Source organism: Sphingomonas sp. 35-24ZXX (assembly GCF_000786215.1).
In the GTDB taxonomy this organism is placed as follows: Bacteria; Pseudomonadota; Alphaproteobacteria; order Sphingomonadales; family Sphingomonadaceae; genus Blastomonas.
The window spans coordinates 670,477-693,965 of sequence record NZ_JROG01000003.1 but is presented as its reverse complement, the minus strand read 5'-3'; the positions used below and the strand labels follow the sequence as shown (position 1 = coordinate 693,965).

Sequence of the window (23,489 nt, the reverse complement as noted above, 5' to 3'; positions counted from 1 at the left end):
TGCCGTGACGTAAACATCAGCGCTGGCGCCAGACGGTCCAGTTCGCCGGGCAGGCTTTGACGGCAACGGGCTGCGCCTGCTGGCCTTCGACCGTCCAGCAGTCCTCGAAAATCGAGCAATAACACACCCGCACCTTGATATCCTCACGCACCCTATCCAGCACATCGACCATGCCCGCGTTGGCGGCGACTGCGGGCAGGCTCATGAACAGGATCTCTTCGCCCGGCCGCAGCGCAACATTCACGATCGGCGCAGTTCGAAGCTGCATCGCCTGGTTTTCCTGATATCCGCAACACGACGCCAGCAGATCAACCGGCGAACGCATGACGCGGCCACGGTAACTGACTTCGACCGGGCCGATAAGCGCCGGGCCAAGGCCGTTGTTGGTGATGGACATATTGATCAATCGTTCACCATCGGGAGTATAGTTCCCGGTGCGGTAGGCAACAAACGGCCATGCTGCCGCTTCCTGCATGCGTTGTGTTGCTCCTGCCTGGACATAGGTGCCATAAGCAACCACCAGCGAGATCAACAATGCCGGGACGCCGACAATGAAATGTCCCATCATCGCAAACGGAAGCCATTTGGATATACGCCTGAAAGCTGCAAGATCCTCGATCTTGGTAGCGGCATTGTCGGTTGCAGGCGGTTCCACAGACATGAACCACGCATTATCATTGGATCTGATCGAATGCCACCTTCGCCCGTCGTGCTGGAAGCTGTAACGGCGAACGCGCATCGCAGACAGAATGCAACGCCGTCACCACCGCTGGCCAACTCAGGGTGTCAAACGGCGAACCGGTCGCTCAGGCGCGCAGGCGGTGGTCGAGAACGCTGGGCGATGCGGGCACGGGCTCGGCATCCAGCAGGTCACCCAGGCACAGTGGTTCGGCCATCAACATCGGGTGCGGCGAATAGCCGTCGTGCCAGTATTTGGTATCGATCCTGTCGCGCGCGATGCTCATGCCGAAGATATGGCGGGGATGCGGCGATCGGTTGTCGGGGCCGGCATGCAGCAGATCGCTGCGGTAGATGATGACCGAACCCCTGCGCGGAGCGGTCTGGACCAGATGGAAACGTTCGCCAAGCGCCGCGCGGTGGCGATACAGCTTCCACAAGGTGCGCGGGCCGAGCTTGCGCAGACTGAACTGCGAGTTTTTGCCCAGCATGAAGCGCAGCAGATTGGGCTGATGCTGATCCCAGTTGCGCGAAAACACCCGGTCCCGGAATTCGCCTGGTGCCAGCGGCGCGGCCGGGTCCGTGCGCATGCGCCACAGCTTCCTGAAGTTATGGACGAAGATGTGCCAGTTGCACCGGATGCGGAACATCTCCATCAGCTCAGAGGCCTGGCCGCCATGCTGGTTGTCGGACCCGCCAAAGGCGTGCGTCCCCGGGACGAACACCGTCCCACCCTGCTGGTCCGAGACATCTTCCACCGCGGCAAACAGGCTGATCACGCCGCTGGGGTCGCGGTGAACATATTGGTGCGATGAGCCGAGATAGCTGGTGAAGGTCGCGATTTCGAGCAGCGGGCGCGACCGGCCGCAATATTCGGTCAGAACCCCCTCGAGCCGCTGGCACAATGTCGCGGCAAAGCGCGTAACCGGCGGGGTCGAAGGCAGCGAGCAGAAATCGCGGCGCAGATAGAGATTGTCGGTCTCGCTGGCGAAGGCGCACTGGGCGCGGTCCGGATCCTCGATGGTCTGGCGCATCAGATCAAGGCCGATCTTCGCTTCGGCGTCCGACAGCAGGTCGGTCAGGACCACGAGGCCATGCGTATCCATCATTGTCAGCGCCTGGCGGACGCACTGTTCGGTCAGCCTGCCGTGCTCATCGAGCGCCGCCGGCACTGCGAACGCCGACATATCGTTGGAAACCTTGAGCTCGTTCATGCCAACCTGCCTTGATCCGATATTCCCCGACTGGCCCGCGTGTCGCGACCTTCATGGTCGATGGTTCTGTACCATTTAAACCGGCACATTCTATTGGCGCAAAAGCTTCAAGGTCGGGTTAACCGGCTGGTTTTCGGGAAGGCGGTTCGCTGCGATGGAGGCCAGTGGGTTTTGGCCCAGGTGCAGCCATGCCCCTGTCGCCGACGCGAAGCGCAATTCGTCCTTTCATTCCTGCGAGCTGGTCAAGGAACGAGAGAAATCTCCACCTTGAAGGACGCGCCACCCACGAGCGGGGTTTTTTAGCAATTTCACATTGCGCCGAACGGTGGCAGCTCTGGGGCATATTGGGTGAAAAATTGCCGTTCTGAAAATGCCCCCGAACGGACATTGGCCATCCTTGGTTACGAACGAGGAGCGGCCACCAGTCATTTAATCGAGCGTCGCCTAAAATAGGCTATGGCAGCACATATGGGGGCAGCTAGAAATATAGCGGACAGTGTGGAAAATCGCTCCCCGTACAATTTGTCTACGTAATTTACTAAAATGGAGAAAATAACCATTAAAATGAGGAACAAAATTAGCTCAACAAGCATGCGCTGATTCACTGTCGGCTAACTCCACATTATTTCTATCGAAACCGCTGCTATCGCAAAACCCGCGGATTTGGCTACAGCAGCAAAAATGCCTCTGGCCCCTTTCTGAAAAGCCATTCTCCAACCATTTGAAAAACGAACCCGATCCCACCAGCCACCTGCCGTAGCTATTCTATATCGGTAGTCATTCTATAAACTGAAAACATCACAGCCAGCCATCCAAAGTTTAAATGCCTGAATCCCGGCTTCAGATGCAGTTCCACCAGAAGCCGACGTTCAGCTCTCCACCCAGTTTCGATAATTCCACGATTGCACCATGGAACCCAAAACCCGACGCCAGCAAACGGAAAGCCCTTCGCAGTAAGGGCAAGGCCTTCACAGCCGCAGCGTCAGCCGCTCAGCTCTGGTCGCTCGCGTCCGGGCCCATCTCGAACCTGACCAGATCCACGCACCCGACAAACCCTTGAGTGGCCGCGACCTTGCCGCCGCGTACCACGGTGATCGACTGGTTGCCGAAGTCCTCGGTTGGCTGGCTGGCGAGCACCTTGACGTTCGATACCTCGCCCCATGGCGCAACATCATAGCTGACGACGGCCCAGCCCTCGATCGCGCGGCGACGATAGGTTTCGGGAAAGCGCAGGCTCGGCGGCACAGTCCATTCGACCTTTTCCGGGCAGGTGGACCCGGCAGGGCGGAAGGCTTCCTCATCCGGCGCAGACGGGGCGGCGAGGGTGGCGGGCGCGCGCCAATAAGGGTAGCGACAGCCCGTGCGACCACCCTTGTAATAGCGGGTCTGCTCCACTGCGGTCCGGCTCGCCGCGTCCAGCGCGGGGTCGGCGGTACCGGCGAGGGTCTTGACGTTGGTGGTCACGCCATCGTCTGCGATGTCGAAGCCCACCATCGACCAGTTGCGCACTCCCGGCGTCCCGGCGATGTCGCGGAAGTTCGGGAAGACCCGGTTCTTGAGCCCGAGCGCGCGCTCGTCGCGGCAGTCGCTCTGGGCGTACATCCTGTCCCATGCGTTTTTCGGCAAGGGGCCCGATATCGCGTTCACCGAATAGGCGGCGAGGTCCGCCAGCGGCGCGGAGTCGAGGCCTGTCTGGCGGGGGGCATAAGCAATCGTGCAGTCGAAATGCCCTTTGCCCGCCGCAAAGCGGCTTGCGGCAAGCGAGGGTGCGATGTCGTCTCCGCCCATCGCGCGCGCGTCCTTCGCGGCCTTGCGGATGTTGCTCGTGCGGCCATCGGGTTCGATGACGAACCTGTAGGTGACAGGGCCGGCCTGGGGCTGGCTGACCCAGGCCAATGTCGCCATCGGCCGTTCCAGAAAGGCCGGCGAGACGACGGTTGCCCCGCAGCGGACCTCCCCGGGTTCCCAGGCGATCAGCGATCGCTCAGCCACCGGCGCCGGTGTACTCACCGCAATGATCGGTTGAGTGGAAGCCACAGGTACGAAGGACACTATAAGTGCCGCAGAAACAGTCTTGATCATGGCCATGATCATGCCGTCGAATCATTTCAATGATAAGACGAAAAAGCCCGTCAGCAACTCCGTTCGTCTCAACGGCGACCGATGAACCCGCGAATGTCGCGCGACAGCTTTGTAAGGTCGGTCTCGTTTACATACATCATGTGGCCGGCGTCATAGCTGGTGTATTCAACGCGGTCGGTCGGGATGCCGGTACGGGTGAGCGAGAATTCCGCGCCGAAAAAGGGCGTGGCAAAGTCGTACCAGCCCTGCGCGACGAGAACGCGCAGGCCGCTGTTCTCGCGCAATGCCTTGCCGATATAGGGCGCAACGTTCTTGTAATAGCGGTTTTCGCCGCCGTTGCCTGGCAGGTCCCAATCCCAGTCGCGCACGCCGCCGATGGTGACATATTGCCGCTCGGGGCTGAACTTCAGTTCCTGGCGGACATAGGCGTTGAACGCGGCGGTATAGCTGCCGTCGATGCCGTAGAAGCTGGGGTCGTTGTCGGGGGTTTCGCCGGCATTGTCGTAATCCTTGCCGGTGTAGCGCGCATCCAGCCGTCCGACGACCAGCCCGCGATCGCGCAGCAGCTCCTTGTAGAATCGGCCCGGGATCACGCGCAGGTCAGCGCTTTCCAGATACTGTTCGGTAAGGCCCGTGTAGCGCGCGAGCTTGGCGCGGATCGCCGCGCGCTCCTCGCCGACCAAGGCGGTCCCCTTCATCAGCGCGGGCAGATATTCGTTGATCGCGAACGCCTTGGCCTCGGCGGCGAGCGCAGCAGGACCGGCACCGGAGGCCGCAGGCGTCGTCTTGCCGTGATAGAGCGCGGTCACCGCCATGCTGGGGACCATCAGCACATAGGGCATCTCGTTGCCCGAAACCTCGGCCTGCGCGCCGAAATCGAGGATGGTCGAGATCAGCAGCAGGCCGTTGAACGCGACATCGTTGTAGGTGCCCTCGAGCTCGTTGACGACAGCGGCGGTGCGGGTGGTGCCATAGCTTTCGCCGCCCAGATATTTGGGGGCATTCCAGCGGTTGTTCTGCGACAGCCAGATGCGGATGAACTCTGCGATCGACTTGGCATCCTTGGTGACGCCCCAGAATTCCTTGGGGTCGGTATCCCCCATCGCGGTCGAGAACGCGGTGCCGACGGGGTCGATGAACACGATATCGGTGACATCGAGCAGGCTGTCGGGGTTCTCGACGATCCGGTACGGCGGCGCGCCGTCGTCGCGGCCGTCATTGGGGATGGCGACGCGCTTGGGGCCGAAGGCGCCCATGTGCAGCCAGAGCGAGCCGGAGCCGGGGCCGCCGTTGAACAGGAACGTCACCGGGCGGTTCGCCTCGGGCGCGTCCTTGATATAGCTGACCGAGAAGATGCGGGCACGCGGGTTGCCCTTGTCGTCCTTCAGGAACGTGTCGCTGGCGGTCGCGGTGTAGTTGATCCGCTGGCCGCCAAAGGTGCCGCTGTGCCTGGTGACCGACACCATAGGCTCGGCCTTGGCGGGAGCGGCCTTTTCGGGTGCCTTTGCGCCGTCCTGCGCGGCGAGGGGGGCTGCGGCGAGGCACAGCGACAGGGCAAGGGCGGAAGAAGCAAACCAGCTACGCATGATGGACGGACCCTCTCGGTTCGAAACGCGACATTTCGTATACGGTGAGCTGATTGGCACGTCAGGCAGGCGCTTGGCAAGCCGCCAACTGATTGATTTGTCGCGTCAGGCCGGCTGGAGGGGGCGCTGGCCGATCGCAGTGAACCGGCGCGGGCCAAGGTCGAGCCGCAGCGGGCCCACGCGAGTACCCGGCGGGCTGCTCTCCTCGCCCAGCACGAACGACTGGGTGATCGCATAGCGCGTGCCATCGGGGCCGTCATAGCCGATCCAGATATGCACCACAGGCACGAACAGCAGCCGGCCCTGCATCTCGATCGGTTCGATCTGATTGAGCGGCAGGCGGATCTGGCCTTCGCACCTTTGCGTGCCGCCGGGTTCGATATCGGCGATCTTTTGCAGATGCGGCAGCAGCGAATCGCCGCGCAGCGGATCGACCGTCGGCGGCATGCCGCGCCGCGCCTGGACGATCGCGCCGTGCAGCGCCAGACCGCTGAGCGCGATGTCGGCCATGTTGGTGATGCCCAGATGATAGCGCGCCACCGCGTTCACCAGGGTGACATCGACCCCCAGGGTGGTGAAGTCGAGCAGCAGGCGCGGCAAATCGGCCGGTTGCTCCGGCTGGCCGAAATCATGGGCAACCGGCTTGCCCTTGGGCGTGCTGACCGGCGCGGAGGTGCTGGCGGGGCCGGCTGCGAGCGCGGTGTCGGGCAGGATCCCGCTCGCCAGCGCCTGCGATTGCGCGTCCAGATCGGCAGTCGATGCCGGCGGTTGCTGCCGAGGCGCCGGTGGTGGCGGCGGAGGAGGGGGAGGCGCAGCGGCGGGCGGCAGGTCGCGCGCGGGCTGCGGCCTTGGCTGGAACGCCTGGACCAAACTTGAAGGAGAGGGCGGCGGGGCCGGGGCCGGGCGCTGGGCGCGCAAGGGCGGCGTCGGCACCGTCGCGGTCGGCGCCGCAGCGGCGGCCGCCTTGGCTGGCACGGCGGCGGGCTTCGGGCGCCGTTGACGCAGTGCCATCACGATCAGGCTGATCAGCGCGATCGCACCGGCGGCGGCCCACCACCACAGCGAACCCTGGTCTTCGACATCGGCCGGTTCGGCGTCCGTTTCGGGCACGGTCTCGGACGGCGGCGGGCTGGGCAATTCAGGTGCTGGCAAAGGTGCGGCGAGCGGCACATCGGGCGCGGCCACCGGCGGCTGCAGCGCGGGATCAGGCGTGGTGACGCTGGGCTGGGTAGTAGCCGGCGGTGCCGGTTGCGGGCGGACGACCTGCGGCGCGGGCCGCGGCGTCGCGACGCGCGGCTGTGGCGCGGCGCGGGGACGCTGCGTTGCCTGCCGGGGCACCGGGGTGGGGGCGATCGTCGCAACTGGCGGCCGCGGCGCGGTCTGCGCGGGTTGATCGGTCCGCCGCGGCGGAGAGGATTCGGCATCCACCGGCCCCTGCACGTCCGACGGCGGGGTGGTTTCCTGCTGCGGGCCAGGCGGCAGGGTGAAGCTGCCGGGGCTGTTGTCCTGCGCAACGGCGAGCGGCGCGGATGTCCATGCGCCGATCACGGCCAGCGTCACGAGCATGGCCCGCAACGGCCGTGGTGCCGGGCCGTGTCTGTCGCGCTTGGCGGTCATGCCGAAAGTCTTCCCCATCGTCCCCAAAATCACCTGTCCGCTGCTGCGGTCTGTTCCCAATCGGCTGCCATCTGCCCGAAATCGCCCGGAGTCCACGCGGCTTTTGCGCTTAATCGGTGCTGAATGCAGGGCGGGAGATGACATCAGCCGTGTGCCGCATTAGATGAGGCGCATGTCCGATCAACCCCAAACACGCTTTCTGGGCAAAGACAGCCCCCTGCCGACCTCGCCTGAAGAGGCCGCGCTGGACTATGTGCCCAATCCTCGCCCCGGCAAGCCCTATCTGGTGCGCTTTGCCGTTCCCGAATTCACCTCGCTGTGCCCGGTCACCGGCCAGCCCGATTTCGCACATCTGGTCATCGATTATGCTCCGCACGCGGTCATGGTCGAATCGAAGTCGCTCAAGCTGTTTCTGGGCAGCTTCCGCAACCATCAGGCGTTCCACGAGGACTGCACGGTCGGTATCGGCGAGCGGCTGTTTGCTGAGATGCAGCCGCACTGGTTGCGCATCGGCGGATACTGGTATCCGCGCGGCGGCATTCCGATCGACGTGTTCTGGCAGTCGGGCGAACCGCCTGCGGGGCTGTGGTTGCCGCCGCAGGAGGTGCCGGGTTATCGCGGTCGGGGCTGAGGCGCCGGTCAGAGCCCCAGGGCGGCCTGGATTGCCGCCCAGCTCACCAGCTTGAAGTTCTGCGTGCCGCCGCCATTGTCGCCGTCCTGCGCGATGAACACGCCCTGCTCGAAACCGGGGCCGTAGTCGCCGGTCGCAAGTTCAATGCCGTCGGTTTCCGATGTGCCATCGATCGCGCCGCCATTGATGCGGAAGCGACCGAGCAGCTTGCCCGTGGCAGTATCGAACACCGCATAGGCATTGTCGCCCTGGCTGGAGGCGACGAGCAGGCTGCTGCCGCTGGTCCGGGTCGCCAGCGCCAGGCCTTCAACGTCGGCGACCAATTGCTTGCCATCGGCGGCAGCGAACAGCACCGGTGCGGATCCGGGCTTTGCAACGTCGATCTTCCAGATGCCGACATCCTCTTCGCCGATGAACAGCATGCCGGTGGCGGGGTCGATCACGCAGCCTTCGATCTGGGTAGCAAGCTTCCAGCTGGCACCCATGGAGTGTTCGACCTTGCCCTGCTTGTGGCTGATCGTGATCTGGCGAACGGTGCCGTCCTTGATCGCGGCATAAGCGGTCATCGCGTCGGCCGCGCCCACCATCGCGATGCGCGGGGCGCCGGTGACACACACGCCATAGCCTTCGCCGGGGCCGCTCGGCACGCTGGCCAGCGCCGACAGCGCGCCGGTCGCGGGATCGAGCAGGAACAGCGCGAGCTTGGAATTGACGGGATCGGTGCGGTCGCTGGCGATGACGACGATGCCATGTTCGCCCTCGAACAGGGTGACATTGTTGTAGCGCCCGGTCAGCGACGATCCGCGTACCTTGCCGTCCATGCCATAGACATACAGGCCGGCCTTCTTGTCGGTGCCGACGATCAGGCTGGCTGCCGGGTTGGCCGGGTTGCGCCAGATCGCCGGATCATCCGCCGCATCGGCATTGGCGGTCCCGACCGGCACCGTTTCCATGGTCGCCGCAACATCGGTCGCGGGCAGGGCATTGGCCATGCGCGTAGCCAGCGGCACCTCCTTTGGTGCGCATCCTGCCAGGGTCAGGGCAAGCAGGCTGGCGCTCAAGACGGCGGTGCGGGAATGGACGATCATCGCAAACGGATCCTTTCGGGGAACGGTTAAAAGAGTGGCTCGCCGCTGCCACGCCGATGTGGCGCGTTCATGACAGTTTCGCGCACAAACTGACGCAAAACCGAAATACGCGTGTCATCCATCCGTCGCCGACCCCTGTTAGCGGCGCTGCGACAGCGGGCTTGCCGCTTATTGATTCGGGGGGTTTACCACATGACGAAATTTCAGGGCTTTGGCCTGCGCGCGCGCGGCGTGATGCTGACCGGTATCGCCGGGCTGGCGATGCTGCCAGGTCTCGCAACCGCACAGGATGCTGTTGCCGACGATCAGCAGCGGCCCGAAGGCGACCAGGCCATCGTCACCTCGCAGGACATTGTGGTGCAGGGCCAGATCGGCTATCGCAACCGTATCGATGGCGCAGAGCCGGTGCTGGAATATGGCACCGAGTATTTTCAGCGCTTCGAGCCGCTGACCGCCGGCGATGCGCTCAAGCGCGTCCCGTCGGTGACGTTCCTGTCGGATGTGATCGAAAGCGACGGTCCGCGCCTGCGCGGCCTGCCGCCCGGCTATACCCAGATCCTGATCAACGGTGAGCGCGTTCCCGGCGGCCAGGCCGACCGTTCGTTCTTTCTCGACCGCATTCCTGCCGAACTCATCTCGCGGGTCGAGATCGTCCGCTCCAACTCTGCACGCCGCACCGGTGACGCGGTGGCAGGATCGCTCAACATCGTGCTGCGCGACGGCTACCAGCTTGACGGCGGCTATGTCCGCGGCGGCGCGCTGTATTATGACGACGAGGAATTCGAGCCCAGCTTCGGCGCAGTGTTCGGTGGAAAGGTTGGCCCGGGCCGACTGCTGATTGGCGGCAACTTCCAGGGCCGTCACAATCCCAAGCTCAAGTCGAGCCTGCGCTACAGCGATTCGCCCGAGAACAACCCCGGCTTCGCGACGCAGGATTTCGACAATCGCGAGGATCAGACCGACACGCGCGACGGCAAGGACTATTCGGTCAACGCGACCTACGAGATCGACGCCGGCGACACCAACTTCCAGATCCGCGGATTCTATGTGCGCACCGATCGCACCGAGGACGAGCGCAGCTACGAATACAACAGCCCCACCGCGATCAACGGTCCGGTCCGCAACGGTGCTGCCAGCGGCAATCTGCTGACTGACAACGCCAATGTGAACGAGATCGACCAGGAAAACTACACCATCGACGCCAAGCTGTCGCAGGTCTGGTCCGCCGGCAAGACCTCGCTGCGGGTGGGCTATGCCAATTTCGACGACAAGCAGCGCGAGACGGAATTCGAGGTCGACTTCGACCGGGCGACGCCCCGTTTCACCGGCGATTTCACGACGCTGGATGTCAGCGACAGCGAGTTCACCGTCAAGCTTGAGCACGCGGTGGACCTGACCGATGAAGTCAAGCTGGTGGTCGGTGGCTATTATCAGGACAAGGACCGCGACACGGCGATCCTGACCGTGCGGAACCGCTTCAACGTCGCAGCGGCCCGGAACTGGAACCAGTTCGAGCGCAACCCGACCGAGCTGAACACGACGTTTGCCGCGCCTGCTGCGACACCCGGCAGCATCAATGCGATCGAGGAGCGCCGCATCGATGGTTTTGCTCTGGTCGAGGGTCGCAACGGCGGCTTTTCGTGGGAAGCGGGCCTGCGCTACGAGACCACCGACCTGACGATCGTTGATGCCACGGTCGCGGGCGTGGGCGCGCTGGGTAACGATTATTCGAAGTTGCTGCCCTCGGCGACGTTCAAGTATGACATCACCGATCGCGACCGCATCATTGGGTCGGTTGCCCGCACCAACCGCCGGCCGGAGTTCAACTTCCTCTCGCCGGCGCTGCTGGAAGCGGAACTGGGCGACAACGATCTGCTGGGCAACCCCGGCCTCGACCCCGAGACCGCCTGGGGCTTTGACGTGGGCTATGAACGCCGCATCGGCCGTGGCGGTATCGTCGGGATCAACTTCTTCTACCGCGATGTGAAGAACCTGATCGAACTCACCAACACCGGCGTGGTAGGTTCCGAGGGGGCAGGAACTTTCGTGTTCCAGCCGCAGAATGTCGGCGACGGCAAGGTCTATGGGGTCGAGTTCGACCTTTCGACCGATCTGGGCTTCATCGGCCTGCCCGATACCGGAATCTTCGGCAACGTGTCGTATCTCGACAGCGAAATCACCGATATTTTCGGCAATCGTCGCTTCAACGACCAGTCGAAATATGTCTACAATTTCGGTGCGATCCAGGACATCAAATCGATCGGAATGGCCTTTGGCGCCACCTACCGCAAGCAGGGCAACGCCTTCGGCCGCGTGATCGGCGAAGAAGTGACCACCAGCTATGGTGCTGATCTCGAGGTCTTCATCGAAAAGCGTTTCGGCAACAGCCTGACGATCCGCGCTGTCGGGTCCAACCTGCTCAACGGCAAGAAGCGTGAAGTGTTCAACAAGTTTACGACCGTCGAGGATCAGGTCGACCGCAGCTTCGATGAATACGAGCTCGAGGCCGAGGAAGCCGGGCCGGTGTTCCAGGTGATCGCGCGCTACGCATTCTGAGGCTTGCCCCACCTGCGGCTACCGAAATGCCGCGGGCCAGTGATGGCCTGCGGCATTTCCGCTTCCGTAAACTGCTGCTTCCCGCTACATTGGAATGCGATGACCAACCCGACCGCCATAAGCCACGATCACCCCATTTCCGTCGATGCGTCGGAGATCGATTTCATGGGCCATGTGAACAACGCCCATTATCTCAAATGGGTGCAGGATGCGGTGGTCGCGCACTGGCAGAACATCGCCCCGCCGCAGGCCGTGGCCGAGCATCTGTGGGTCGCGCTCAAGCACGAGATCACCTATCGCAAGCCGGCGTTTCTCGACGACCAGGTAATTGCCACCGTGGTGCTGGAGAAGGTCCACGGCGCGCGTGCATTCTATGAGACGATCATCCGGCGCGGCGAGGATGTGCTCGCCGAGGTCAAGTCGAGCTGGTGCTGTCTCGATGCCGAAACGCTGCGTCCCGCGCGGCTGGCCGAGGATATCAAGCGGCGCTTCTTCGGGAGCTGACTGAGCCGTCTGGTCAGCCCATCAGTCCCATGCTGACAAGAATCACCATGAATTCCGTCACGACGAAAACGGTGCACGTCAGCAACAGCGTCAGCCGGAACACCGCGCCCACGCGTGATGAGCCATAGGCATGGCGCAGCTGCCGGTACATATGGAACGGCGCATAGATCACCGCTGCTGTCGTCACCAGGCCAGGCGCGATATTGAACTTGCCCGCCAACGTCACGACGATGAACAGCAATGACATGAAAGCGATGGAATATGTCGTGAAGACCGCGTGGTCATAGAACCGATGCCCGCGCTTGCCGAGCGTGGCCAGCCAGACAAACGGAATCGATAGCGGAATCAGAAGCCAAGCGAATTTGTAGCCGTTGGATTGCAGCTTATAGAGCAACAGTTCCGGGTTCTTGTTGGCCTTTGCCGCCAGCTTGTTGACCAGCCTGTCAAACCCGTCCCAGCCGGTGTCGACCTCTCCACCAAGATCAAACTGGCTTGCGTCCTGACCAGAACCATTCTTGAGGACTTCAGGATAGCGCGCCTTGCCTTCAGTCGCGAAGGAGAGGCCGTTGACCTGGGCCTTGAGCTCGCGAATTTCTGCCGCCAGCGCAGTCGCGCTGGGGTCGTCTTCACCAAGAGCTTGCGTCGCCATGGTTTTTTCTTTGATCTGCTCCTCCAGCCTGACCATCCCTGCCTGCATGCCCTCGCGCCAGCCGGAAACCTTCACGCCATCGGCGGTGACCACATTCTTAGGGCTGTCTGCCGAGCCGGGCGAGCCAACATAGGAGAAGATCGCGAACATCATGAAGATCGAGAACAGGAACAGCGCCATCGGGCTGATGAACTTGGCGCGTTCGCCATGGATATAGCGGCGCGTCAGATGCCCCGGCTTCCACACCAGCAGCGGCAGGGTATTCCAGAACTTGCCGTCGAAGTGCAGCACCCCGTGCAGGATGTCGTGCCAGAAGGCCGAGAACGAGCGGTGGACGTGCGCGGCCTGGCCGCACTGGTGGCAATGCGGTCCGGTCAGCACCGTGGCGCAATTGAGGCATTTGCCATGGCCTTCCGCCGCGGCCTCGCCCGGGCGCGGCTCTGCCACGCGTGACCACAGACCGCCTTCGGCGATTGCCCCTGCTGCTTCGAATTCCCCGCTCATCGCCGTGGCCGCCCCGCTGTTTTCTGCCGATTGCGTGTTTACCGCTCCCCCGGCAGGCGGCCAAGCGAATTGTCGGGAAAGGGCGCGCTTTGGCCATTGCGCTGTATCCGTGACTGGGGCTAATCCCGGCGCCATGGCCCATTTCGATCCCCGAACCTATCGCGACGCGCTGGGGCAGTTTGCCACCGGCGTCACCATCGTCACCACCCGCGATTCCGACGGTAAGGCGGTGGGGGTGACCGCGAACAGCTTCAATTCGGTGTCGCTCGATCCGCCGCTGGTGTTGTGGTCCCTGGCGCGCAGTGCACGATCGATGGCAGCCTTCGAACAGTCGGGCCAGTTCGCCGTGCACATCCTGGCGAGCGATCAGGACGCGCTGTCCAACCGTTTCGCCTCGCGCATCGAGGACAAGTTTGCCGGGCTCGATATTGGCGAGGATGGTCCGCCCAGGATCGAGGGCTGCTCGGCACGACTGGTGTGCAGCACGCGCCACCTCTACGAAGGTGGCGACCATGTGATCATGGTTGGCGAGGTCGTCGACTATGAAAGCGATGGCAAGCCGCCGCTGCTGTTCCACGGCGGCACCTATGCAGATCGCATCGCGCGCGAGGCCCAGTCGGCCTCGCCGCCGGTGCTGTATGCGGTTGACGGGCGTATCGCGACGATCACGCTGAACCGTCCAGAAACCCGCAATGCTCTGGCCGAAGAGGTGATTGCCGCGCTCGTCGCCACGCTGGAGGCAGCCGACGCCGATCCCGATATCGATTGCGTCGTGCTGACCGGCGAGGGGCCGGGCTTCTGTTCGGGCGGCAACATCAAGCAGATCAAGGCGCTTACTGCCGAACAGCACATGAGCCCGATGGAGCTGGAGACCTGGTACAAGACCCAGATCCAGCGCATTCCCCTTGCCATGGAACGATTGTCGGTGCCGGTCATCGCCGCGATCCGCGGACACGCGATCGGCGCCGGCTGCGATCTGGCCTGCATGGCGGATATCCGCATTGCCGCCGATGATGCGGTGTTCGCCGAGAGCTTTCTGCGTGTCGGCATCATCCCTGGCGATGGCGGCGCATGGCTTTTGCCGCGGATCGTGGGTGTCGCGAAGGCGACGCAGATGATGCTGACCGGCGAGTTTATCGATGCGGCCAAGGCGGAACGCTACGGGCTGGTGTCGGAGGTCGTGCCCGGGGAGGCATTGCTGCCGCGCGCGATGGAGCTCGCACGGATGGTGGCGCAGTTCCCGCCTTCGGCGATCCGCAAGACCAAGCGGCTGATCAAGGATGCGCGCGATGTTACGCTGGCGGAACATCTCGACCAGGCAGCGATCTGGCAGGGCGTGCTCCAGCAGATGGATGACCACCGCGAGGCCATCGATGCGATCCTGGAAAAAAGGCCGCCCCGCTTTCAGGGCAAGTAACGCCAGTCCAGACGCAATAGCGCTGCGGGGTGGGATAATGCGCTGTTGGGCGCGTTAACCATTTCGAATCAGTAACGGCCCAAAATCTGAAATAGCCGGAAAGGCGTGTCTTGCTGTGCGAGCCGCCTGCTCAAGGACCGGAGCGGGCCGCAGCGGCGCGTGCGCCGCGCCATAAAAAATGGCCTCGGCTTAAAAGCCGAGGCCACCTGGTTGAAGTTTCGGAATTATTTCCGAATCAGCTCCATCCGCCGCCCAGGAGCCAGTCCCAGAATCCGCGCACGGGCTGTTTGGTACGCTTTGCCATTTTTAGCACTCCTTATTTGGACGCGAATACGATACGCGCCCAAATCAAGGCTAACAGAATGTAAATTGCTCAACAAGGCATTAACCTAGGATAGTGCGACAGCGCGCACTTTATGGTCATCTCAGTAGAATCGTGGCGTGAGAGCGGAGACCCCGCAGGGGCTCAGGCAGCCTTGGCGGGCGAGTAATCGGCCAGATAATCGACCAGCGCCTCATAGGGCATCGGGCGTCCGATCAGATAGCCCTGGGCCTTGTCGCAGCCCATCTGGCCGAGCAATTGCAGCGTCTCGTTATCCTCGACGCCCTCGGCCACGACCTCTTCCCCCAGCGAATGCGCGAGCTCGATCGTCGAATTCACCATGATGCGGTCCGAGCGGCTGCTCACCAGCATGCGCACGAAGCTGCGGTCGATCTTGAGTTCGGTCGCCGGGCAACGCTTGAGATAGTCGAGCGTGGAAAAGCCCGTGCCATAATCGTCGATCGAAAGCTGCAGCCCGATGCTGCGCAGGTCGCGCAGTTCCTGCATCGCCGCCTCGGCGCTCGACATCGCTGCGGTTTCGGTGATTTCCAGGATCAGCCGCTCGGCTGAAAGACCGTGGCGGCGCAGCGTCTGGATCACCATCGGCTTCAGGTTGGCATGGCCGATCAGGCGCGGCGACAGGTTGACCGCCATGTCGAACTTGCGCCCATCGCGGTTGAGAATGGCGGCGACCTGGACCGCGCGGTTGAGCACATGCTCGGTCAGCTTCTCGATGCGGTCATGGCGCTCGGCGGCGGTGATGAACTCTTCGGGGTTGATCGGCCCCTTCTCGGGGTGCGTCCAGCGCACCAGTGCTTCTGCTCCGCAGATTTCCCCCGACAGCAGATCGAGCTTGGGCTGGAACGCCACCCAGACTTCGCCATTGTCGATCGCCGCGTCGAGTTCGCCCAGCATGGTGACGCGCCATTCGGTCGCCTCCAGCTTGGTGGGGTCATAGACGCGCCAGTGTTCACCTGCGTTCTGCGCTTCCTGGCACGCAAGCAGCGCGCTCGACATTCGGCTCTGGATCGACCGGCCCGGATCGGCGTCGACGCCGAACGCAATGCCCAGATCGATCAGACGGCCCGAAATGTTGGCCGGACTGCGGAAGATGGCGCTCAGGCCGGCGAGCTGATCGCCGACGTTGTTGATGGTCGTGGCCGGCACCTGCCACATGAAGATGCCTTCGTCGCCCTGATAGACCTTGCAGCCACCATTGCCGAGCGAGAGCCGCATGATGATCTGGTCGACCAGCTCCTTCTCGGCCGCGGCGGGCAGGGCGGTCGCGGCTTCGGCATAATTGTGGATGCGGGCGGCGATCAGGCCATCCTGGCTTTCCGTGCCCTGCGCGCGCAGGGCGTTCAGATTGGGCTGACCCGAGACCTCGTTGACCATGCCGCGCTCGTCGAACCGCTGACGATGCAGCTTCCAGGCGAGATGGCCCATCGACCCCAGCATCAGCATTGTTGCGGGCATGATCTGCGTGAACTTGCCATAGGATTCGAGCAGCAGCGGCAGCCCGATCGAGCAGATCGGCAGCAGGATGATCATGCCCATCACCAGCGAACGGCGGGACACGCGCAGCATCAGGGCTGTGACGGCTAGCGCGACCAGGAAGGGAATCAGCCAGCTGTAGGCGCTGGGCTTGCCCGCCAGCAGCGTTTCGGCCGCGAGAGCAGATACAAAGACGCTGGCCGAGGGGCTTTGTCCGGGGACAGAATAGCGATTGCCGACCCCGGTCGCGTTGGTGCCGATGATGACATCGCGACCGTTGACCTGCTTGATGCTGGCATCGTCGCGGACGATCTCACCCGCGCTCAGATAGGGCAGCGATGCCAGCCGCACCGAATAGTCGATCGGATATTCCTCGCCTACGGCGCCGCGGATGCCGCTCATCTCCGATGCGATCGAAGGCACGACCAGATCGCCGACACGGTTGGCGAAACGGCCGTTCCAGACGATGTTATAGCCGTTGATCCAGACGTTGGTGTTGATCAGGCGGACATGCTGCCGCATCTGTTCGGGCGGAAGCAGCATGGTGCGCTTGCCGGTCGCGGGATCGTCGGAGAAATCGGCGGCCATGTAGACCTTGCCGGAATTCTGCTTGAGCGCTTCCACCAGCAAGGGTGCACCCGGATCGCGCGCCAGGCCATTGATCGGAAAATCGAAGAAGATGCGCTTTGCACCGGCATCGCCGAGATGGTTGATCACGGCGGCATAGTCGCGCGCACCCCAAGGCCAGTTCCCGACGTCCTGCTGCGAGAGATTGTCGATGCCGACCACCACGACCTGGCCGCTGGCGTTGTGTTCGCGCATCTTGTTGCGGCCGATGCGGAAGATGTCGTCGAGCGGGTCACCGAATTCTGCCAGTCCGAACAACAAGCCAGACACCAGCGTCCAGATGAGCAGAATGCGCATCGGGCTGGCCGGTCGTTTGCTGTTACGAGTGGCGACAGACTTCATGTGGTTACTTCCTCGTCAACCGTTTTACCGCGCACAGGGTTAACCAAATGCAAATTTGCCCCGGATCGACGGTTTCCGGTCCCGTTCCATGATGGGCATCGCCGATCGGGAACAGCGCGGTTGCATTCTGGCCTGCTTGCGGATGGTGTCCTCTGTTACCTTCTCCTTATGGCATTGAAATTATTTCAATATTCTGTTGCCTGAGCACGCGGAGCGTTGCGATCCCTGCGCTGGGCAAGGCTGGTATCGCCGCAACCCTCGCTGTCCCGATACGGGACAGGCCGGTTTGCGGTTAACCCGCCGATTACCCAGCATAGCGGCACAAAAGCTAATCGCGCTTTGGCGAAGCTGGTTGCCGGATATCGTTAATGCCGAAAGGCGGTATGGAGGCGGGCGGCACGCAACGGCCGCGAGGATCGCAAAGGCGATCAGGTGCCGGGCTGGCGGATCCACTGACCGCTGTTGCGGTACTCGGGGCGGATCTGGCTGTTGTCGGGCAGGTTGGAGCCACGCACGACCGCATCCCCGCCGCGACGGGCGATGTCGGGCGCATAAGCGGGGCTGGGGGATCCGACGGGGCTGTGCCCGGCGATCGTCGGTGTCCTGCCCAGACGCTGCGCTTCGAGCGAGACGGCACTGTCGGCTTCCGCCTTGAGCCGTGCCGCCTCATAGGCTTGCGCCAGGGCAAGCGGATCGAGCGGGTCAGTCCCACCTGCCAGCGTCAGCACCGTCCGTGGCTTGGGGCCGGGGAACGGTTCTGCACCCAGATAGCGGGTGTTGAACGCAGCGCTGCGCCCCGCTGCGCCTTTCCAGCGATAGAAGCGATGCGCACCGATGGTGCCGATGAAGTCCAGGCTGGGCGCCCAATAGGGTGACACTTCGGTGGTGTGATAATGGGTTGCGGTGCCGACCGGACGATAGACATAGCCAGAGAGCGCGCGTTCGGCCACCCGGCGGGCACGGGCCCAATAGACCGGGCTGGGGGCGCGGGCCATCGCGCCGTCGCAGCTGAAGGTGAACTGGCAGCCGCTGGCGCGTTCGGACCCCTGATAGACCACGCCGCAGACCGTATTGGGGTAGCTGGGGTGCATCATGCGGTTGAGCACGACCTGCGCCACGGCCTGCTGCCCGGCATCGGGCTCCATCGCCGCCTCGTAATAGATGGCGGCGGTCAGGCACTGCAGCGCCCGGGCCTGATCGAGGCCGCTGCCGCTGAGCATCACGCCGCGCACGAAGGCACCCGAAGCGCCAAGGCCGGTGTCATCGCTGGTCAGGACGGCCGCAGATGGCTGCACCAGCGAACCGCTGTCATCGAGATAATAGAAGGCAGAGCCCGGAAAATTCTCGCCCGCGCGCTCGAACGCAAGCCCGTCATCGGGCTGATAGCGCGGGCCGGCCTCGAGCGTGTCGTTGCGCTGCGCGCGCACGATCTGCGAGGCGCCCAGCGAGAGGACCAAGGCCAGCATCAGCCACGCCGTCCATTCGCGCAGTCCCATCGTGCCATGGGCGGCCAACATGCGAGAGACGCGGGAAGACATGGACCGGGGAACAATCCTTGGATGGACACGCGCGGCGGGATCGCCGTCACTTGAGGTGCCCTAGCGCAAAACCCTTACCAAATCAGCGCCCAAATTGCGCTGTCTCGCACCGGGACACGCGATGTGACAGGAATTAACGTCTTGAAAACGAGGCGGGAATGCCGCGCTCAGTAGCGCACCAGGTCGAAGGACAGCGACAGCGCCTGTGGCAGCATGCCCAGTTTGACCAGCCGGCCTGCGGTCCGCCAGAAGCCGTCCTTGGCTCCGCCTTCGCGCAAATGCGCCTGCATCAGCGCCAGTCCGCCGTCGTTCATGGCGTCGGGCGAGTATTTGATGCTGTCGATCACCTCCAGCCGCATCCGGGCGCCGAGCCCCTCGGTGCCCAGCACGGAATCGATCTGGTCGAGCGAGGGCAGGGCGGTTGTGCCTTCGAACGGATCGGCGCGTCCAGCACGGCGTTCGCGCGCGGCAAAGCGAGCGCAGGCGGCACCGATCGCCTGCACCAGGATGTGCTTTTCGCTGACCTGATCGGGCGAGCGGCGATAGAGGAACAGCCGGTCGGGCAGGTTGTACATGTCGTGCTGCTCGCTCACCCGCAGCCACAGATCATAATCCTCGCAATGGCGGAATGCGGCGCGATATCCGCCCAGCGCGCGGATCACGTCGCGGCGCATCATCACCGATGGATGGCACATCGCGCTCGCGACCATCAGCCGCTCGCGAATGTCGCGCGGCTGCTCGGGGTGGAAATCGCTGCACGGGAAATAGGCGCCATCGGCATCGAGTTCGTCGGTGTTGGTGCCCAGCACCGCGATCTGCGGGTTCGCTTGCATATGCGCCAGCTGCACCGCAAAACGCTCCGGCCGCGAGACGTCATCGCTGTCCATCCGTGCCACCAGGGGCGCACGCGCTTCGTCGAGCATGCGGTTGAGGCTGTAGATCAGGCCGCGGTTCTCCTGATGGATCACCCGGATGCGTGCATCCTGCGCGGCATAGCGGTCGAGGATCGATCCCGATGCGTCACGCGACCCATCGTTGATGATCAGGAACTCGAATCGCCCCTCGGTCTGCCCGAGGATACTCTGGATGGCCTCGGCGACATAACGCTCGGCGTTATAGACGCTCATCAGCACCGTGATCACAGGGTTTTCAGGCACGGGCATGGCTATCGGGCAACCGTAGAAAGTGGAGACAAGGGGGTCTAAATACCCGCATCTGCGGGTCGCGCCAAACCTGTTAACCTATAATGTCTGTAGCTGGTTGACCCTGTAGCGGGTCAGCCAATAGGCCCCGAGACCGAACAGCACGCCGCCGATCGCCTGGCCGATCAGCACGCCGGGGGCACCCGCCATCTGGCTGCCGACCAGCGCGAAGGGCAGAACGCCCAGCGTATTGCGGCCCCAGTTGGTCAGGCTCGACCAGTTGGCGCGATCGAGATTGTTGAAGCTGGCGTTGGAGATGAACAGCAGGCCGTTGAAGAAGAACAGCGGCACGACGATCCAGGCAAAGGCATGGATCAGGTCCATGCCGCCGACCGGCAGATCGAAGATCGCGCCGATGGCATCGCTGCCCAGGATCAGCAACGGCCAGATGAGCAGGGTAAAGCCGGCCGCGAACAGCACCGCCCGGTCGATCGTGCCGCGCACCCGGTCGATCTGACCAGCGCCATAGTTCTGGCCGATGATCGGGCCGATCGACCCCGACAGGGAGAACAGCAGGCAGAAGGCGAGCGGGATGATCCGGCCGATCACCGCGTAGCTGGCGACCGAGGCCTCGCCATAGACTGCGATCAGGCGGAAGGCGATGATGCCGCCGACAGGCGTGGCAAGATTGGTGAGCACTGCGGGCACCATGATCCGGCGGATGTCGAACAGGTTTTCGGCAAAGCTGGCGCGCGAGGGCATGGCAAAGCCGCCATAGTGCGACAGGATCGGGACGATGCCGGTGATGGCCATCAGGATGATCGAGATCACGGTGGCCCATGCGGCGCCGACAAAGCCCCATCCCAGACCGAACATCAGCAACGGGTCGAACACCGCATTGCCCGCTGCCATCGCCAGCGTGGTGTTCATCGCGCGGCGTGCATCGCCATAGGCGCGCAGGAAGCCGGAGCAGACCATGCCCGTCACCGTGACCGGTCCGAAGGGCGCCACAATGCGGATATAGCTGACTGCGGCATCCTTTGCAGTGCCGCTGGCGCCCATCATCTCCACCCACTGCGGCGCGAAGATCCAGAACAGCAGCGCGATCACGGCCGAAAGAGCGATGCCCAGCATCAGCACCTCGCCCAGCAGGGCGCGCGTCGTTTCCCCGCGGCCCATGCCGATGCGCCGCGCAGCGAGCGCGCTGATCGTGATCATCAGCCCGATATTGAGCGACGAGTTGAGGAACAGCAACGTGCTGGCAAAGCCGATCCCGGCGGTCAGCGCGGGATCGCCCAGCTGCGATATGAAGAACAGATCGACGAAATCGACCACGAACAGCGCGAGCAATCCGACGCTGGACGTCAGCGTCATGACCGCGACATGCCGCATCAGGCTGCCGGTGAGGAACTTGCCCTGGCCCGGGCGCGGCGGCGCAGCGGCTACGCGCATGCCGCCGCTATCTTCGGCACCGGCATCGGTGGGGGTCATCTCGACAGCGGCGGTGGTGGGTTCAGAAATGGTTCGGTGTCCGTCCGGGGCGGGCAGCAACCTGTGCTGCCCTGTCCCCGTCCATATAGCGCTTAGTCTGGCCAGAAAAAGCCGGTTTCGGACTGCAACCCGCTTTTGCCGGCCCTTACGTCAGCCCTTGTTCCTGGCGATCCACTCATTGACGCGCCGTTCGAGGATCGAAAGTGGCTGCGATCCCGAAGCGATCAGCAGGTCATGGAAGCCCTTGATGTCGAACTTGCTGCCCATGGCGCCCTCGGCCTTGCGCCGCAGCTCGACCATCTTGAGCATGCCCATCTTGTACCCGGTCGCCTGGCCGGGCAGCGTGATGTACCGGCGGATTTCGGACCGCGAACGTTCGATCGGCTGGCGGCCGGTCTGGTTCATGTAGGTAACCGCCTCTTCCTCGGTCCAGCCCATCGCGTGGATGCCGGTATCGACAACCAGCCGTGCGGCGCGGAACAGTTCGGCATCCAGACGCATGAAGTCGGCTGCGATATCGGGGAAGGCGTCCATTTCCTTGCACAGCGATTCCGCATACAGCGCCCAGCCTTCGCCAAAGGCGACATAGCCGGTGACTGCACGGAACTGCGGTCCGCTCTTCTGCCGGACCTGGATGTCGCCCTGCATGTTGTGGCCCGGCACGGCCTCGTGGCACATCAGCGTATACATCGCCGCCGGATCGGGCACGGTTCCGACCAGATGGACATAGGTCCGCGCCGGACGCTTGCCGTCGGGGCTCGGAGCAGAGGCATGGGCAGCGCCACCCGCGACCTCGGAGAAGGCCGGTTCGCGGACCACTTCGATGCCGTACGCGGGCAGCGTGTTGAAATACGGCTCCAGCAAGGTCCGGGTGCGCTTGACGAAGGCATTGGCGGTATCGAGATATTCCTTGCGCGCCGCATCGTCATAGGGCTTGGGCGGGAACAGCTTGGCGCGCTCGGCATAATAGGCACTGCGGTCGGCAAAGCCCGCCTTTTTGGCGAGCGCATCCTGTTCGGCTTCGATCCGCGCGACCTCCGACCGGCCGATGCTGTGAATCTGTTCAGCGGTATAATCGGTGGTGGTGTTGAGCTTCAGCTCGTTGGCATAATAGGCTGCGCCCTCGGGCAGGGTGATCGCGCCCACCTTGCCGCTGGGCGCCTTGGGCAGGCTTTCCTTCGCCCAGGCGACGACCCGGCCATAGGCAGGCTTCAACGCGACGATGGCGGTGCGCGCCTCTGCCAGCAGGGCGTCTGCTTCGGCGCGGGGCAGCTTGCCAGCGGTCACCAGCGCTTCGGTTTTGGCCTTGACGTCGGCCCATAGTGCCGCATCGGGACCGTCGCCGAACGGCGCGCCGCTGGTCAGCTTCTCGCTGCCCGAGATGATCGTTTCGATCTGGAACTTCGGCGGATGAATACCGGCGGCCTCGCTGGCCCTGGTGCGCTCGATCGCGACATCCAGCACCGCCGGAATGCCGCGCAGCCGGGCGATGTAGTTCTTCAGGTCCGTCGCATCAGCGACGCTGTGGGTGTTGATCAGGAAATCGGGCAGCTGGCTGTGCGCCGAATAGAGCCGCGAATAGAACGGCGGGCGATAGAGCCGGTTGGCCTGCGATAGCGCGGCGCGCTCTGCCTCCAGCTCCCAGATGTCATAATTGACCTGGGCCTCTGGCGAGAGCTTCGCGCGATCGAACCGCGCCTTCATCCGCGCGACGCTGTCCTGCCGCCAGGCGAGCTGCGCTGCGGCTGCTTCGTCGCCGATGTCGTTCCACTGGTCGCCGCCGTCCTTGCGACCGAGCCGTGTCGCCAGCTGCGGCTGCATCTTGACCCAGGCTTCGAACTCGGCGTCCAGAAATGCGGTCAGTGCGGCATCTTCGGTCGATGCGGTCGCGGCAGCCTGCGCAGCATCGGCGCGCGATGAGGTGACGGGAAAGGCGAGCGCGATGGCCAGCGCGGATACGGCAATACGAATGGCAGGCTTCATGATGATTCCCCTTGGTTTGGCGCG

The 23,489-nt window shown here is 63.5% G+C and carries 16 protein-coding genes; 4 read left to right on the top strand and 12 right to left on the bottom strand.

Going from position 1 to position 23,489, the window contains the following annotated elements:
* Nucleotides 1–16: 16 nt before the first annotated feature.
* The 5 genes from LI72_RS05980 to LI72_RS05960 form a co-directional block, all read right to left on the bottom strand.
* A complete protein-coding gene (locus tag LI72_RS05980) occupies nucleotides 17–661 on the bottom strand; it encodes a hypothetical protein (RefSeq protein ID WP_033924870.1) in 645 nt (214 codons plus the stop codon).
* 145 nt (nucleotides 662–806) lie between these two features.
* Nucleotides 807–1,892: a hypothetical protein gene (locus LI72_RS05975; protein ID WP_033924869.1), complete on the bottom strand. Its 1,086-nt coding sequence runs from the start codon at nucleotides 1,890–1,892 to the stop codon at nucleotides 807–809.
* A gap of 990 nt (nucleotides 1,893–2,882) precedes the next feature.
* Nucleotides 2,883–3,902 (bottom strand): energy transducer TonB, encoded by a 1,020-nt coding sequence (locus LI72_RS05970; RefSeq protein ID WP_231562376.1) that lies wholly within the window; start codon nucleotides 3,900–3,902, stop codon nucleotides 2,883–2,885.
* Between the two features lie 140 nt (nucleotides 3,903–4,042).
* Nucleotides 4,043–5,560, bottom strand: a complete 1,518-nt coding sequence (locus LI72_RS05965; protein ID WP_033924868.1) for a S10 family peptidase — start codon at nucleotides 5,558–5,560, stop codon at nucleotides 4,043–4,045.
* A gap of 105 nt (nucleotides 5,561–5,665) precedes the next feature.
* Nucleotides 5,666–7,195, bottom strand: coding sequence for a hypothetical protein (locus LI72_RS05960; protein WP_197051832.1), 1,530 nt, complete (start codon nucleotides 7,193–7,195; stop codon nucleotides 5,666–5,668).
* Nucleotides 7,196–7,349: 154 nt separating this feature from the next.
* Here LI72_RS05960 and queF point away from each other — a divergent pair, with 154 nt between their 5' ends.
* Nucleotides 7,350–7,808 carry a preQ(1) synthase gene (gene queF / locus LI72_RS05955; RefSeq protein WP_033924866.1) on the top strand — a complete coding sequence of 153 codons (459 nt, stop codon included), beginning with the start codon at nucleotides 7,350–7,352 and terminating at the stop codon, nucleotides 7,806–7,808.
* An 8-nt stretch (nucleotides 7,809–7,816) separates the two neighbouring features.
* Here the strand turns inward: queF and LI72_RS05950 are convergent, their stop codons facing one another.
* Nucleotides 7,817–8,896 carry a phytase gene (locus LI72_RS05950; RefSeq protein WP_033924865.1) on the bottom strand — a complete coding sequence of 360 codons (1,080 nt, stop codon included), beginning with the start codon at nucleotides 8,894–8,896 and terminating at the stop codon, nucleotides 7,817–7,819.
* Between the two features lie 192 nt (nucleotides 8,897–9,088).
* Between LI72_RS05950 and LI72_RS05945 the strand changes: the two genes are divergently transcribed.
* Both LI72_RS05945 and LI72_RS05940 read left to right on the top strand, forming a co-directional pair.
* Nucleotides 9,089–11,452 carry a TonB-dependent receptor plug domain-containing protein gene (locus LI72_RS05945; RefSeq protein ID WP_081984670.1) on the top strand — a complete coding sequence of 788 codons (2,364 nt, stop codon included), beginning with the start codon at nucleotides 9,089–9,091 and terminating at the stop codon, nucleotides 11,450–11,452.
* Nucleotides 11,453–11,551: 99 nt separating this feature from the next.
* On the top strand, nucleotides 11,552–11,956 hold the full coding sequence (locus LI72_RS05940) for an acyl-CoA thioesterase (RefSeq protein ID WP_033924864.1): 405 nt from the start codon (nucleotides 11,552–11,554) through the stop codon (nucleotides 11,954–11,956).
* A 13-nt stretch (nucleotides 11,957–11,969) separates the two neighbouring features.
* On the opposite strand, the gene LI72_RS05935 is transcribed toward LI72_RS05940, so the two are convergent.
* The gene (locus LI72_RS05935) at nucleotides 11,970–13,109 is read right to left on the bottom strand and encodes a DUF3667 domain-containing protein (RefSeq protein WP_033924863.1); all 1,140 of its coding nucleotides are present in this window, start codon (nucleotides 13,107–13,109) and stop codon (nucleotides 11,970–11,972) included.
* Nucleotides 13,110–13,242: 133 nt separating this feature from the next.
* On the opposite strand from LI72_RS05935, the gene LI72_RS05930 reads away from it, so the two are divergent.
* Nucleotides 13,243–14,526, top strand: a complete 1,284-nt coding sequence (locus LI72_RS05930; protein WP_231562375.1) for an enoyl-CoA hydratase-related protein — start codon at nucleotides 13,243–13,245, stop codon at nucleotides 14,524–14,526.
* Nucleotides 14,527–14,992: 466 nt separating this feature from the next.
* On the opposite strand, the gene LI72_RS18955 is transcribed toward LI72_RS05930, so the two are convergent.
* The 5 genes from LI72_RS18955 to LI72_RS05905 form a co-directional block, all read right to left on the bottom strand.
* Nucleotides 14,993–17,266, bottom strand: coding sequence for an EAL domain-containing protein (locus tag LI72_RS18955; protein WP_052129540.1), 2,274 nt, complete (start codon nucleotides 17,264–17,266; stop codon nucleotides 14,993–14,995).
* Between the two features lie 473 nt (nucleotides 17,267–17,739).
* Nucleotides 17,740–18,828, bottom strand: a complete 1,089-nt coding sequence (locus tag LI72_RS05920) for a cell wall hydrolase (protein WP_231562374.1) — start codon at nucleotides 18,826–18,828, stop codon at nucleotides 17,740–17,742.
* A gap of 188 nt (nucleotides 18,829–19,016) precedes the next feature.
* Entirely contained in the window at nucleotides 19,017–20,012 is a 996-nt protein-coding gene (locus LI72_RS05915; RefSeq protein ID WP_033924862.1) for a glycosyltransferase, read from the bottom strand.
* Between the two features lie 78 nt (nucleotides 20,013–20,090).
* On the bottom strand, nucleotides 20,091–21,482 hold the full coding sequence (locus LI72_RS05910) for an MATE family efflux transporter (protein ID WP_052129539.1): 1,392 nt from the start codon (nucleotides 21,480–21,482) through the stop codon (nucleotides 20,091–20,093).
* Between the two features lie 150 nt (nucleotides 21,483–21,632).
* Nucleotides 21,633–23,465, bottom strand: coding sequence for a DUF885 domain-containing protein (locus LI72_RS05905; RefSeq protein WP_033924861.1), 1,833 nt, complete (start codon nucleotides 23,463–23,465; stop codon nucleotides 21,633–21,635).
* Nucleotides 23,466–23,489: the final 24 nt, after the last annotated feature.

Bases quoted from the DNA above. Each gene is read 5' to 3' on its own strand.
- LI72_RS05980 (WP_033924870.1), bottom strand. From the start codon at position 661: ATGTCTGTGGAACCGCCTGCAACCGACAATGCCGCTACCAAGATCGAG.
- LI72_RS05975 (WP_033924869.1), bottom strand. From the start codon at position 1,892: ATGAACGAGCTCAAGGTTTCCAACGATATGTCGGCGTTCGCAGTGCCG.
- LI72_RS05965 (WP_033924868.1), bottom strand. From the start codon at position 5,560: ATGCGTAGCTGGTTTGCTTCTTCCGCCCTTGCCCTGTCGCTGTGCCTC.
- LI72_RS05960 (WP_197051832.1), bottom strand. From the start codon at position 7,195: ATGGGGAAGACTTTCGGCATGACCGCCAAGCGCGACAGACACGGCCCG.
- queF (WP_033924866.1), top strand. From the start codon at position 7,350: ATGTCCGATCAACCCCAAACACGCTTTCTGGGCAAAGACAGCCCCCTG.
- LI72_RS05950 (WP_033924865.1), bottom strand. From the start codon at position 8,896: ATGATCGTCCATTCCCGCACCGCCGTCTTGAGCGCCAGCCTGCTTGCC.
- LI72_RS05945 (WP_081984670.1), top strand. From the start codon at position 9,089: ATGACGAAATTTCAGGGCTTTGGCCTGCGCGCGCGCGGCGTGATGCTG.
- LI72_RS05940 (WP_033924864.1), top strand. From the start codon at position 11,552: ATGACCAACCCGACCGCCATAAGCCACGATCACCCCATTTCCGTCGAT.
- LI72_RS05935 (WP_033924863.1), bottom strand. From the start codon at position 13,109: ATGAGCGGGGAATTCGAAGCAGCAGGGGCAATCGCCGAAGGCGGTCTG.
- LI72_RS05930 (WP_231562375.1), top strand. From the start codon at position 13,243: ATGGCCCATTTCGATCCCCGAACCTATCGCGACGCGCTGGGGCAGTTT.
- LI72_RS18955 (WP_052129540.1), bottom strand. From the start codon at position 17,266: ATGCGCATTCTGCTCATCTGGACGCTGGTGTCTGGCTTGTTGTTCGGA.
- LI72_RS05920 (WP_231562374.1), bottom strand. From the start codon at position 18,828: ATGTTGGCCGCCCATGGCACGATGGGACTGCGCGAATGGACGGCGTGG.
- LI72_RS05915 (WP_033924862.1), bottom strand. From the start codon at position 20,012: ATGCCCGTGCCTGAAAACCCTGTGATCACGGTGCTGATGAGCGTCTAT.
- LI72_RS05910 (WP_052129539.1), bottom strand. From the start codon at position 21,482: ATGACCCCCACCGATGCCGGTGCCGAAGATAGCGGCGGCATGCGCGTA.
- LI72_RS05905 (WP_033924861.1), bottom strand. From the start codon at position 23,465: ATGAAGCCTGCCATTCGTATTGCCGTATCCGCGCTGGCCATCGCGCTC.